Below are 12,199 nucleotides of genomic sequence, written 5' to 3' on the forward strand. Positions count from 1 at the left end.
TGGCGGGATTGTCCTCATGAGGAGGATTGCCGGCAGCCGCGGGCTGCGCTACACCACCATCATCGCGCTGGTCGCGGCGCTGGTGGGTGGCGTGTATGTGCTTACATCGCGGGCGAATAACCGGACCATCACCGGTTACTTCACGTCCGCGGTCGGCCTTTATCCCGGCGATCAGGTGCGTGTCCTCGGTGTCCCGATCGGCAAGATCGATTCGATCGAACCGCGGCCGTCCGATGTGAAAATCACGATGACGGTGCCCAAGGACGTCAAGATCCCGAAGGACGCCAAGGCTGTCATCATGTCGCCGAACCTGGTGGCGGCGAGGTTTATTCAGCTCGCCCCGGCCTACACCGGCGGGGCGGTGCTGCCCGATGGCGCCAGCATCGATCTGTCTCGCACCGCGGTGCCGGTGGAATGGGACGAGGTCAAGGAAGCGCTGACCCAACTGGCGGTTTCGCTGGGTCCGACGGCCGGATCCATGCAGGGGCCGTTGGGTACGGCGATCAACCAGGCCGCGGATACGTTCGACGGCAACGGCCAATCGTTCCACAGCGCTCTGCAGGAGCTTTCGCAAATCGCTGGGCGACTGGGGGATTCGCGCGGCGACATCTTCGGCACCATCAAGAACCTGCAGGTTCTGGTCAATGCATTGTCGGCCAGTAACGAACAGATCGTGCAGTTCGCCGGAAACGTGGCCTCGGTATCGCAGGTCCTTGCCGACAGCTCGCGTCACCTGGACAACACGCTGGGCAATCTCAACCAGGCACTCACGGATATTCGGGGATTCCTGCACCAAAATAACTCGACGTTGATCGATACGGTCAACCAGCTCAATGATTTCAGCAAGACGTTGAGCGACCAGAGCGACAACATCGAACAGGTGCTGCACGTCGCCGGTCCCGGTATCGCCAACTTCTACAACATCTATGACCCGGCACAGGGCACGCTGAACGGTCTGTTGTCGATCCCGGAGTTCGCCAACCCGGTGCAGTTCATCTGCGGCGGTTCCTTCGAAACGGCTGGCGGGCCAAGGGCGCCCGACTACTACCGGCGTGCCGAGCTGTGCCGTGAGCGGCTGGGGCCGGTGCTGCGCCGGCTGGCGGTGAATTACCCGCCGGTCATGTTCCACCCGCTCAACACGATCACCGCCTACAAGGGTCAGATCATCTATGACACCCCGGCCACCGAAGCCAAAGCGCAGACACCGATTCCGCAGCTGACCTGGATACCGGCGCAAGGTGTTCCGCCGCCGGCGGTCCAGAATCCGGCCGATTTGCAAGCCCTGCTGGTGCCGACGGCCCCGCAGGCCGGACCGGTGCCGGGTCCGTCCGGCGCGCCCGCTCCTGCCCCCGGTCCCGCCCCGGGATCCGCGTTCGGCCCCCTGCCGGGGCCTGCGCCGGGCCCCTCCGCCGGGCTGCAAAACGCTCCAGGCGGCGGCGGATGAAACGAATCATGTTGCGCGGCAGTGCATTAGCGGCGGGCAGTGTGCTGCTCGCCGGCTGCCAGTTCGGCGGGCTGAACTCGCTGTCGATGCCGGGCACCGCGGGTCACGGCAGCGGCGCATTCTCGATCACTGTCGAAATGCCCGACGTCGCGACATTGCCGCAGAACTCACCGGTCATGGTCGACGATGTCACGGTCGGTAGTGTGGCCGGTATCGCTGCCGAGCAGCGTCCCGACGGATCCTTTTATGCCGCAGTGAAATTAGCGCTGGACCGCAATGTCGTGTTGCCCGCGAACTCCACCGCCACCGTCGCGCAGACGTCGTTGCTGGGTTCGCTGCACATCGATCTCGCCGCGCCCAAGGGCAAGCCGGCGACCGGCAGGCTCGTCGACGGTTCCAAGATCTCGGAGTCCAACACCGGCCGGTTCCCCACCACCGAAGAGGTTTTCTCGGCCCTCGGTGTCGTGGTCAACAAGGGCAATCTCGGTGCGTTGGAAGAGATCACCGATGAGACGTACCAAGCGGTGGCGGGACGGCAGAACCAGTTCGTCGACCTGGTGCCCAGGCTGGCTGAATTGACGTCGGGGCTCAACCGGCAGGTCGGTGACATCATCGATGCGGTCGACGGTTTGAACCGGTTTTCCGCGACGCTCGCGCGCGATAAGGACAACCTGGGCCGGGCGCTGGACACGCTGCCTGAGGCGCTGAAGGTGCTCAACAAGAATCGCGAACACATCATCGAGGCCTTCGCTTCGCTGAAGAAATTGGCGACGGTCACCTCACACGTGCTGTCAAAGACGAAGACCGACTTCGCCGAAGATCTCAAAGGCCTTTATTCGGTCGTGAAGGCGCTCAACGACAACCGGAAGAATTTGGTCACGTCGCTGCAGATATTGCTGACGTTCCCGTTCCCCAACTACGGCATCAAGCAAGCCGTACGTGGCGACTACCTCAACGTGTTCACCACGTTCGACCTCACTTTGCGCCGGCTCGGCGAAACGTTCTTCACCACGTCGTATGCGCTTGACCCGAACATGATGCACATGAGCGAGATCGTCAACCCGCCCGACTTCTTGACCGGCGAACTGGCAAACCTGTCCGGACAGGCCGCCGACCCGTTCAAGATTCCGCCCGGCACGGCTTCGGGACAGTAGGGGCGGCGCAATGATTGACAAACTCACCAGGATTCAGCTCTGGGTATTCGCGGTGATCACCGTGATCACGCTGACCATCATGGCGATCTTCTACCTCCGCCTGCCCGCGACGTTCGGCATCGGGACCTATGTGGCGAGTGCCGACTTCGTCGCCGGTGGCGGCCTGTACAAGAATGCCAACGTCACCTATCGCGGCGTCGCTGTCGGCAGGGTGGACTCGGTGGCGCTGAACCCGAAGGGCGTCACCGCGGAAATGCGGCTGAACAGCGGCACTCCGATTCCGTCGAATGTCATCGCCACCGTGAAGAGCGTGTCCGCCGTCGGTGAGCAGTACATCGACCTGGTGCCACCGAAAGATCCGGCATCGAGCAAGTTGCACAACGGTTCTCGGATCGATCAGGCCAACACCCGGATCGGTCAGGACGTCGCCGATCTGTTGAAGCGGGCTGAGGCGCTGGTCAACAGCCTCGGTGACACCAAGTTGCGGGAGTTGCTGCACGAGACGTTCCAGGCGGCCAACGGTTCGGGTCCAGAGCTGGCCCGGTTGCTCGAATCGGCCCGGTTGCTGGTGGACGAGGCCAACGCCGACTATCCGCAAGTCTCGCAGCTGATCGATCAGGCGGGCCCGTTCCTGGAATCTCAGATCCGCGCCGGCGCTGACATCAAGTCGCTGGCAGATGGGTTGGCGCGGTTCACTTCCGAGGTGCAACGGGCCGACCCGCAGCTGCGTTCGACATTGGCCAACGCTCCGGGCGCGGCCGACGAGGCCAGCACGGCGTTCTCCGGCATCCGCCCCAGTTTCCCGGCGCTGGCCGCCAACCTGGCGAACCTAGGCCGGGTCGGCGTGATCTATCACAAGTCGATCGAGCAACTCTTGGTGGTTCTGCCGGCGCTGTTCGCCGCGATCATCACGATGGCGGGCGGCCCGCCTCTGGACGAGGGCGGCAAGCTGGACTTCAAGCTCGACTTGAACGACCCGCCGCCGTGCGCTGTCGGGTTCTTGCCGCCGCCGCTGATGCGCACGCCCGCCGACGAGACGGTGCGCGAGCTGCCCCGAGACATGTACTGCAAGGTCGCTCAGAACGACCCGAGCACCGTGCGTGGGGCGCGTAACTATCCGTGCCAGGAGTTCCCGGGCAAACGGGCACCGACGATTCAGCTGTGTCGCGACCCGAGGGGTTATGTGCCGATCGGGCGTAACCCATGGCGCGGTCCGCCGGTTCCGTACAACACGCCGCAGACAAACGGGCTGAACACGTTGCCGCCCAACAAGTTCCCTTACATTCCGCCCGAGGCTGAGCCGGATCCGGGTACTCCTATCGTCGGTCCGCCCCCGCCGGGGGTGGTGCCCGGGCCGGGGCCGCTGCCCAACCATCAGCCCGCCTTTGATCCGCCGCCGCCCAACGACAGGCCGCCGCCACCGGGCAACCCGTCGTGGATGCCGCCGGGCGTCCCCCCGGTACCGCCGATACTCCCGTATCCGAAGTGGCTGCCGCCGCCATCACCCCCGCAGGCCATGGGTCCGCCGGTTGCGCCGAGTCTGCCGTCGCAGGCCAGCGGCCCCGCGTACACCACCTATGACGAGTCCACCGGCGCGTTCAGGGACCCGGCGGGAGGCACTGGTATCTTCGCGGCCGGCGCGAATACGTCCAGCGCCGAGAATTGGGTGGACCTCATGCTTGATCCAAGGCCGATGTAAGTGACATCTGCAACCAGCGGCGAACAATCCACGGCGGCACCGCGTGCCCGTCGCCGGGCATCGCGCGCGGCTGGCCCGGCGAAGAGCGAGTCGAGCACCGCGACCGAGGTGGCGCTCGAGGCTCCCGCCGCACCGAAGAAGCAACAGGTCAAACGCGTCAAGACCCTCAAGACGCTCAAGCCGCCACCGCGGCGGCGGCCGAATGGGCGCATGGTTGGCTGGATTTCGTTCGCCGCCGCGTTGCTGGCGCTTGGCGGGCTGGCCGCATGCTTGACCGCGCTGGTTATTTCGCAACGCCACGCCGAAGCCGCGCAGGCCCGTGATCAGCGTTTCGTCGACACCGCCACGCAGACGGTGCAAAACATGTTCAGCTACAAGCAGGACAACATCGACGACAGCGTGAACCGTTTCTACAACGGCACCAGCGGCCCGCTGCGCGGCATGTTGGGCGCCAACAACAACATTGAAAACCTCAAGGCGCTGTTCCGTTCCACCAACGCGACCTCCGAGGCGGTGATCAACGGCGCGGCTCTGGAAGGCATTGACACGGTTACGGATAACGCCTCGGTGCTGGTATCCGTCCGGGTAACGGTGGCCGACATCGACGGAGTCCACAAGCCATCCATGCCCTACCGACTGCGAGTCGTCGTGCACGAGGACGAGCAGGGGCACATGACGGGTTACGACCTGAAGTACCCCGACGGGGGCAACTGATGCGTTGGCGGCGTTGGCTGGTCGCCACCGCGGGATACCTCGCGGTCGTGGGCGTGGTCGGGTTGTCCGCCGCGGCCGGCTGGTTCTACTGGGAACGGGTGGAGATCCGCGGCGAGCAGACGGCCCGAGCGGTGCTACCGCAGCTGGCCGCCAAAGAGGTGCCCGCGGTCTTCGCATACGACTACCAGACCGTTGAACGCAGTCTCGCCGATGCGTATCCGATGCTGACGCCCGACTATCGCCAGGAATTCCAGAAGAGTGCCAACACGCAGATCATTCCCGAGGCCAAGAAGCGCGAGGTGGTCGTCCAGGCGAATGTTGTTGGCGTTGGGGTGATGTCCGCCAAGCGGGATTCCGCGTCGGTGATGGTGTACATGAACCGCACCGTGACCGACAAGACACGGCAACCGCTTTACGACGGCAGCCGATTACGGGTGGACTTCAAGCGGATCGGCAATAAATGGCTGATCAACTACATCACGCCGATCTAAGCCGATCTGCTCAGAAGCACATCGCAAATTCGTTGCAGCGCATGGGGTAACGCTGGATCGGGCTGGGCGGCGGCCCGGTCATCTGCAGCGAGAACGGCGTCTTTTTCATCGCCGGTTCCATGCCGCAGACGGCACCGTGCATCGTGGTGTGTGTGCCGCTCATCGATTCGTCACTGAAGGCCCAGGTTTCGGTGGAGGGTGCCGTGCCGCCGCCCGGACATGAGACACCATCTGCCTTGTCGACTCCGAAAGTCCACAGCATGCTGGACATCCGGGCCCGGCCGCTGAAGTTCTGCAGTTTGTCGGCAGCGCTGATCTTCTCGTCAGTGGCGCTCACGATATTCAGCGCGCATTGCATCGCGAAAATGATCGGGTCGGAATAGTCGTTCATGTTGCGGGTTCCGGAGGGCTGATCGCACAGGGCCGTGATGGTCCAGGTGACCCCCGATACGCCGGCTTCGTTGTAGCTGTATTGGCCGTCTGCCGGTGGGCCGAGCGCGTGTGCCGGAATACCGGAGTCCAGCGCGATTCCGATTGCCACTGCTGAGAAGACGCCGGCTCCCGCGGCCAGCGCGCGACGCATCCTCACAGTGCCCTCCCTTCCGGCCCTCCCGTTACGCTGCATCGAGTAAAACAGCGTTTCGGCGCCAACACCATGGGTCGCCGCTATTTGGTATTCGGCGGATGCGCCTCGGCGAGCGCATCGAGAAATGATCGTGCCCAACGGTCCACGTCATGAGCGAGTACCTGGCGCCGCAACGATCGCATCCGCCGGCGGCCCTCCTCAGCGGGCTGGTTGAGCGCCGCCTCGATCGTGTCCTTGACACCCTCCAGGTCGTGCGGGTTGACCAGATAGGCCTGCCGCAATTCGGCTGCAGCGCCGGTGAATTCGGACAGAACCAGTGCACCGCCGAGATCGCTGCGGCAGGCGACGTACTCCTTGGCTACCAGGTTCATACCGTCCCGGAGCGGAGTGACCAGCATGACATCGCTGGCCACGAAGAACGCGATGAGTTCGTCGCGGGGAACCGAGCGATGGATGTAATGCACCACCGGATGCCCGACTTCGGCGTATTCGCCGTTGATGTGGCCGACTTGGCGTTCGATGTCGTTGCGCAGAATCTGGTAGCTCTCCACGCGTTCGCGGCTCGGCGTGGCCAGCTGGACCAGCACCGTGTCGTCACGCTTGATGCGTCCCTCGGCGAGCAACTCGGAAAAGGCCTTCAACCGAACGTCGATGCCCTTGGTGTAGTCGAGCCGGTCAACCCCGAGCAGGATCTTGCGCGGGTTGCCCAACTCCGCGCGAATCTCCTTGGCGTGGCGCCGGATATCGCGGTGCCGGGCTACCTGGTCAAGAGCGCCCGAGTCGATGGAGATGGGAAAGGCGCCCACCCGGACGGTGCGAGATTCCAGCTGCACCTCGCCGAACCGCGACCGCACGCCGACGGCGCCGCGCGAGGTGTTGGCGCCGACCAGTTGCCGGGATAGGAACAGGAAATTCTGTGCGCCACCGACCAGATGGAATCCGACGAGGTCGGCACCCAGCAAGCCTTCGATGATCTCGGTGCGCCACGGCAACTGCATGAACAGCTCGACCGGTGGGAACGGGATGTGCAGGAAGAAACCGATGGTCAGGTCCGGGCGCAGGGTGCGCAGCATCTTCGGGACCAGCTGCAGTTGGTAGTCCTGGACCCACACCGTCGCGCCCTTTGCGGCGGCGCGGGAGGTGGCTTCGGCGAAGCGCTGGTTGACCTCGACGTAGCGGTCCCACCATTCGCGGTGGTAGATCGGCTTGACGATGACGTCGTGGTACAGCGGCCACAGCGTCGCGTTGGAGAATCCCTCGTAGTAGTGGGCGACGTCGTCCGAGGAGAGGCGTACCGGGTAGAGCTGCAGCTCGTCTTGGGCTACCGGCTCGTCATCGACGTCGACTTCCTCGTCGACGACGCCGGGCCACCCGACCCACGCCCCGCTGCGCTTGCGCAGTAGCGGCTCCAGGGCCGTGACCAAGCCGCCGGGGCTGCGTTTCCAGGTTGTGGTGCCGTCAGGAAGCCGTTCCAAATCGACCGGCAGCCGATTGGCGACCACCACAAAGTCGGAATTCCCGAAATGTGAAGGGGTCGAGCGCTGGCTTCGCCGGGGAGCCATTTATGCGTCGAGTTTCGCCGGTCCAATACCGAGCATGGACAAGAAAACGCGGCACTCGTCAGCGTCGTTCGCGTACGCGGCGACGACACGCCTGGCCTGGTTAGCGGTGCTGTCGGCCAACGGCTCGACATCGCCGATTTCGCCAGGGTCAGATTTGGTAGGCATAGGACAACTCTATGCGACGTCGATATCGGCCCGCAGCCGTCTGGCGCGGTCCAGGGCCGGGCCGCCCGCGGGAGCGGGTTTGCCCGTACCGCGCCCCGGGTCGAAACCCTCGCGCGGCCATTTGTTCATGCAAAGAACTGCAGTCGTTAACAAATGCCGAATTTTCGTCGGGGCGAGATGCGGTCGCGGGGGTCGTGCCCAAGCGCCGAGCAAAGGCGCCGATTTAAATCGGAAGATTCGCATTCGGCGGATTCCGGGTGATGATTGCGCGGGGTGTCCTGGCGAACGTTTGCGGCGGCTCGGGCGCCGGCGATCCGGGTGGGATCCGCGCCGGTCCCCATTGACGGTCGGGTAACGCCTGTAGGGGGTCGCGTTCGGCACGATCACTGGTGCGACGTGGAAAGACGCGCCCAGACGGTGGTGCCGATGGTTCGTTTCGCGGTAGCCTGCTTACGGCCGCAGCTGTCTGTCTACTGACTGATGTCCAGTTGTTCAAAGGCAAACCAGGATGTCATCGCGACGAAGGCATTATCCTAAGCCGCAGTGCGCCGCGTTTTGGCGTTGCGTTGACGTCTAAGACTTCGGGAGAAGAACAATGGCTCTCACGCCGGCCGATGTTCACAATGTCGCGTTCTCCAGGGCGCGCATTGGAAAACGTGGCTACAGCGAGCAAGAAGTAGACCTGTTCATCGACCTGGTTGAGCAAGAGCTGATCCGCCACATCGAAGAGGACGCCGAGCTACGTCACCGCAACGCCGAGCTGCGCAACCGGGATGGGGGGCTCAAGAAGCGGGAAGCCGAGCTGGCCCAGCGGGAAGCCATGCTGCACGAGCACGAGTCCGAGGTCCGCCGCCAAGAACTGGAAATCCGCAAGCACGGAGAACAAATTCGCCACCAGGAGTCCCAACTCGCCCACCGGGCAACGCCGCTTCCCCAGCAGGTCGCCCAGCTTCGCTATCGGGAAGCCCAGGTTGCGCAGCGCGAGGCGCAATTCGCCCAGCACGAGGCGGAAGTCGCGCAGCACGAGGCGCAGCTCGCCCAGCGGGAATCCGAACTTCGCCGCCGGGAAGCCGAGCTCAACCAGTGGGATTCGGAGCTTCGCCAGCAGGAAGCCGAGCTCGAGCAGCACGAAGCACGGCTTGCCGAGCGGGAATCGGAGATCGAACAGCACGAAGCCGAGCTGCACCATCTGCTGGAGCAGCCCCAGGCGGTCGCCTCGGGTGCAGAGCCTGGCGCCGGCCAGATGGCGCGCCAGCAATTGCGAGCGGTACCGCCGGTCGCCGTCAACGGGGCCGGGCGCCTCGAGGAGACGCGTGCGGTCGCGGCGGTGCACGGACGCCATGACATGGAGCGGATGGCGATCCGGGCGGTCACCGACACGCTCGGCAACACGCTGACCGAGACGGTGCACGAGCGGACCCGCCGCGAGGGCGCCGTGGCCACCGACCAGGCGACCGAACTCGATCAGTTGAAGCAAGAGAACGCTGAGCTGGCCCGCTCGCTGGGCTTGCTCAAATCCGCCGCCGCCCTCCTGGCGGCCGCACTCGACCAGCCGTAACTCGGCTGGCCGCAGCTCGGCCGGTGACGACCAACCCGGCGCGGAGCTGCTTACATACTCGCCGTAATGTGTAACTGCATTCAACGACGAACGAGGTGGGCGCAATGACAGTCTCCGAGCACGCCGACGCCGCTGCGTCCAACTCCAGCGCCAACGAGCTGGTGGCCTACGAGACCCTCGACGATGGCCGCATCGCGCGAATCTGGCTCAACCGGCCCGAGGCCCACAACGCGCAGAGCCGTGGCCTGCTGGTCCAGCTCGACGAGGCGTTCGGCCGCGCGGAGGCCGATGACACCGTGCGCGTGGTGATCCTGGCGGCGCGCGGCAGGAACTTCTCCGCCGGCCACGACTTGGGCTCCGAGCAGGCACTGGCCGAGCGCGCACCCGGGCCCGGGCAGCACCCGAGCTTCCGGTCTCGCGGGGCCACGCTCGAGCCGATCATGGAGAAGCTGTACCACCAGGAGTGGCACTATTTCTTCGAAAACACTTGCCGTTGGCGTGATTTGCGCAAGATCACCATTGCCCAGGTACAGGGCAACGCCATCTCGGCGGGCCTGATGCTGATCTGGGCGTGCGATCTGATCGTCGCGGCCGACAACGCGAAGTTCAGCGACGTCGTTGCCGTGCGGCTTGGCATGCCGGGTGTCGAATATTATGCACACCCTTGGGAATTCGGACCGCGTAAGGCCAAAGAGCTGCTGCTGACCGGTGATTCGATTGACGCCGATGAAGCGCACCGACTGGGTATGGTTTCCAAGGTCTTCCCGGTCGACGAATTATCGGAAAAGACACTGGAATTCGCGCGGCGTATCGCCGAGCGGCCCACGATGGCGTCGCTGCTGATCAAGGATTCGGTTAACGCCGCCTCCGACGCGATGGGCTATACCGAGGCGCTGCGCCACGCGTTCCACGTCCATCTGCTGGGCCACGCGCACTGGGCTGCGTTCAACGAGAACAGGTGGCCGGTCGGCCAGCCGCCGCACGTCGAGGATTGGCGTGACGCGAAGCCGACGAAGCTCGCTCGCCGCGACCAGCCGTAGTGGCCGGCGCCCCAGTCGGGGCGATAGTCGATCGGGCACATCGGTGTTCCGCCTAACGAGACCCGGGGTAGCGATATTCGCCGCGGGTGCTGCATGCTTCTATAGCTAGAACCTGTTCCAGTTTGAGAGGGCACTCGTGCAGCTATCTTTCGAAGACCGGACGTATGTGATCACCGGTGGCGGCAGTGGAATCGGTAAGGGCGTTGCCGCCGGGCTGGCCGCGGCCGGGGCTTCGGTCATGATCGTCGGCCGCAATGCCGACCGTTTGGCGGGCGCCGTCGAGGAGGTCCAGGCGCTGGCAGACAGCGCCGGTAACGGCGGTGCGATCCGTTACGAGCCGGCCGACGTCACCGACGAGGACGAGGTGACCCGCGCGGTGGACGCCGCGACGGCCTGGCACGGCCGGCTCGACGGCGCGGTGCACTGCGCGGGTGGCTCGCTGACCATCGGGCCGATCACCCACACCGACTCGGAGGCATGGCGAAACACCGTCGACCTCAACGTCAACGGCACCATGTACGTGCTCAAGCACGTGTGCCGTGAATTGGTGCGGGGCGGCGGCGGCTCGTTCGTCGGAATCTCGTCGATCGCGGCCAGCAACACCCACCGATGGTTCGGACCCTACGGCGTCACCAAGTCGGCGATCGACCACATGATGATGTTGGCCGCCGACGAACTCGGGCCGTCCTGGGTGCGGGTCAACAGCATCCGCCCGGGCCTGATTCGCACGGATCTTGTTGATGCCAGCGTCATTCAGTCCCCGGAGATCAGCGGCGACTACGCGTTGTGCACGCCGTTGCCCCGGGTGGGCGAGGTCGAGGACGTCGCCAACCTGGCCTTGTTCTTGCTCAGCGACGCGGCGAACTGGATTACCGGACAGTGCATCAACGTCGACGGCGGCCACATCCTGCGCCGCGGCCCGGACTACTCCTCGATGATGGTGCAGATGTTCGGCGAGGATGCGCTGCGCGGAGTGGTCTAGGAGAAGCAGATGAACAGGCTCGAGAGCAAGCGGATCCTGGTGACGGGCGCCGGATCGGGGATCGGCCAGGCCACCGCGTTGCGGTTGCTCAGCGAGGGCGCCAGCGTTGTGGCCGCCGACATTTCGGCCGACGGTCTCAGCAACACCCAGGCCGGCGCGCAGGGGGCAGGGACAGCGCAGCGGCTCACCACCATCCCGATCGATGTCGGTAATGAGGACTCGGTCATCGACGGCGTGCGCTTGACGGTCGAGAAACTCGGCGGCTTGGATTCGCTGGTCAACGCGGCGGGCATCCTGCGGGCCTGGCACACCCACCAGACCACCCTGGACCAGTGGAATCAGATCATCGCCGTCAACCTGACCGGCACCTTCCTCGTGGTCCGCGAAGCGCTGCCGGCACTACTGGCGAATTCGCGCAGCGCGATCGTGAACTTCAGCTCGACATCGGCGTCGTTCGCCCACCCCTACATGGCGGCCTACGCCGCGAGCAAGGGCGGAATCCAGGCCTTCACCCATGCCTTGGCACTCGAATATGCGAAGGACGGTCTGCGTGCGGCGTGCGTCGCGCCGGGCAGCATCAAGTCCGGAATCACCGATGCCACCGGCGGATACATCCCGAAAGACGCCGATTGGTCGCTGTTCCCCCGGCTGATGCCGATCCTGCCGACCACGACGGAATCCAGCGGCGCGGGGATGGCAGGACCTGAGGCGGTGGCCGGCGTGATCGCGATGCTGGTGTCCGACGACGGAGCTTGGATCACGGGCACTGAAATTCGGATGGACGGCGGCACGCACGCCTGAGAC

At 64.8% G+C, this 12,199-nt stretch carries 12 protein-coding genes; 9 read left to right on the top strand and 3 right to left on the bottom strand.

Annotated features, from left to right (window positions below; genetic code table 11):
- Positions 1-16: 16 nt before the first annotated feature.
- The 5 genes from SKC41_RS10450 to SKC41_RS10470 are packed head-to-tail and all read left to right on the top strand — an operon-like array spanning position 17 to position 5,502.
- A complete protein-coding gene (locus SKC41_RS10450) occupies positions 17-1,444 on the top strand; it encodes a virulence factor Mce family protein (RefSeq protein WP_330977559.1) in 1,428 nt (475 codons plus the stop codon).
- Positions 1,441-2,598, top strand: coding sequence for a virulence factor Mce family protein (locus SKC41_RS10455; RefSeq protein ID WP_330977560.1), 1,158 nt, complete (start codon positions 1,441-1,443; stop codon positions 2,596-2,598). Before SKC41_RS10450 ends, SKC41_RS10455 begins: the two co-directional genes overlap by 4 nt.
- Before the next feature lie 10 nt (positions 2,599-2,608).
- A complete protein-coding gene (locus SKC41_RS10460; RefSeq protein ID WP_330977561.1) occupies positions 2,609-4,297 on the top strand; it encodes a virulence factor Mce family protein in 1,689 nt (562 codons plus the stop codon).
- Positions 4,298-5,011 (top strand): mammalian cell entry protein, encoded by a 714-nt coding sequence (locus SKC41_RS10465; protein ID WP_330977562.1) that lies wholly within the window; start codon positions 4,298-4,300, stop codon positions 5,009-5,011.
- Positions 5,011-5,502: a mammalian cell entry protein gene (locus tag SKC41_RS10470; RefSeq protein WP_330977563.1), complete on the top strand. Its 492-nt coding sequence runs from the start codon at positions 5,011-5,013 to the stop codon at positions 5,500-5,502. Before SKC41_RS10465 ends, SKC41_RS10470 begins: the two co-directional genes overlap by 1 nt.
- Before the next feature lie 10 nt (positions 5,503-5,512).
- On the opposite strand, the gene SKC41_RS10475 is transcribed toward SKC41_RS10470, so the two are convergent.
- From SKC41_RS10475 to SKC41_RS10485, 3 genes are all read right to left on the bottom strand, one after another.
- Positions 5,513-6,085 carry a hypothetical protein gene (locus SKC41_RS10475; RefSeq protein ID WP_442931676.1) on the bottom strand — a complete coding sequence of 191 codons (573 nt, stop codon included), beginning with the start codon at positions 6,083-6,085 and terminating at the stop codon, positions 5,513-5,515.
- Positions 6,086-6,168: 83 nt separating this feature from the next.
- Positions 6,169-7,650 carry an alpha,alpha-trehalose-phosphate synthase (UDP-forming) gene (locus SKC41_RS10480; RefSeq protein ID WP_330977565.1) on the bottom strand — a complete coding sequence of 494 codons (1,482 nt, stop codon included), beginning with the start codon at positions 7,648-7,650 and terminating at the stop codon, positions 6,169-6,171.
- Positions 7,651-7,815 carry a hypothetical protein gene (locus tag SKC41_RS10485; RefSeq protein ID WP_090607062.1) on the bottom strand — a complete coding sequence of 55 codons (165 nt, stop codon included), beginning with the start codon at positions 7,813-7,815 and terminating at the stop codon, positions 7,651-7,653.
- Between the two features lie 595 nt (positions 7,816-8,410).
- Between SKC41_RS10485 and SKC41_RS10490 the strand changes: the two genes are divergently transcribed.
- The 4 genes from SKC41_RS10490 to SKC41_RS10505 all read left to right on the top strand — a co-directional run bounded on the left by SKC41_RS10490 (position 8,411) and on the right by SKC41_RS10505 (position 12,196).
- The gene (locus SKC41_RS10490; RefSeq protein ID WP_330977566.1) at positions 8,411-9,373 is read left to right on the top strand and encodes a DivIVA domain-containing protein; all 963 of its coding nucleotides are present in this window, start codon (positions 8,411-8,413) and stop codon (positions 9,371-9,373) included.
- Positions 9,374-9,477: 104 nt separating this feature from the next.
- Positions 9,478-10,413 carry an enoyl-CoA hydratase gene (locus SKC41_RS10495; RefSeq protein WP_330977567.1) on the top strand — a complete coding sequence of 312 codons (936 nt, stop codon included), beginning with the start codon at positions 9,478-9,480 and terminating at the stop codon, positions 10,411-10,413.
- A 136-nt stretch (positions 10,414-10,549) separates the two neighbouring features.
- Positions 10,550-11,395: an SDR family oxidoreductase gene (locus SKC41_RS10500; RefSeq protein ID WP_330977568.1), complete on the top strand. Its 846-nt coding sequence runs from the start codon at positions 10,550-10,552 to the stop codon at positions 11,393-11,395.
- A gap of 9 nt (positions 11,396-11,404) precedes the next feature.
- Complete coding sequence (locus tag SKC41_RS10505; RefSeq protein ID WP_330977569.1) at positions 11,405-12,196, top strand: SDR family NAD(P)-dependent oxidoreductase; 792 nt, start codon at positions 11,405-11,407, stop codon at positions 12,194-12,196.
- Positions 12,197-12,199 lie beyond the last annotated feature (3 nt).

Source organism: Mycobacterium sp. 050128 (genome assembly GCF_036409155.1).
GTDB lineage: Bacteria > Actinomycetota > Actinomycetes > Mycobacteriales > Mycobacteriaceae > Mycobacterium.

What these genes read in the sequence shown, in the direction of transcription:
- SKC41_RS10450 (WP_330977559.1), top strand. Translation starts at nt 17, where the DNA reads ATGAGGAGGATTGCCGGCAGCCGCGGGCTGCGCTACACCACCATCATC.
- SKC41_RS10455 (WP_330977560.1), top strand. Translation starts at nt 1,441, where the DNA reads ATGAAACGAATCATGTTGCGCGGCAGTGCATTAGCGGCGGGCAGTGTG.
- SKC41_RS10460 (WP_330977561.1), top strand. Translation starts at nt 2,609, where the DNA reads ATGATTGACAAACTCACCAGGATTCAGCTCTGGGTATTCGCGGTGATC.
- SKC41_RS10470 (WP_330977563.1), top strand. Translation starts at nt 5,011, where the DNA reads ATGCGTTGGCGGCGTTGGCTGGTCGCCACCGCGGGATACCTCGCGGTC.
- SKC41_RS10475 (WP_442931676.1), bottom strand. Translation starts at nt 6,085, where the DNA reads ATGCGTCGCGCGCTGGCCGCGGGAGCCGGCGTCTTCTCAGCAGTGGCA.
- SKC41_RS10480 (WP_330977565.1), bottom strand. Translation starts at nt 7,650, where the DNA reads ATGGCTCCCCGGCGAAGCCAGCGCTCGACCCCTTCACATTTCGGGAAT.
- SKC41_RS10485 (WP_090607062.1), bottom strand. Translation starts at nt 7,815, where the DNA reads ATGCCTACCAAATCTGACCCTGGCGAAATCGGCGATGTCGAGCCGTTG.
- SKC41_RS10490 (WP_330977566.1), top strand. Translation starts at nt 8,411, where the DNA reads ATGGCTCTCACGCCGGCCGATGTTCACAATGTCGCGTTCTCCAGGGCG.
- SKC41_RS10495 (WP_330977567.1), top strand. Translation starts at nt 9,478, where the DNA reads ATGACAGTCTCCGAGCACGCCGACGCCGCTGCGTCCAACTCCAGCGCC.
- SKC41_RS10505 (WP_330977569.1), top strand. Translation starts at nt 11,405, where the DNA reads ATGAACAGGCTCGAGAGCAAGCGGATCCTGGTGACGGGCGCCGGATCG.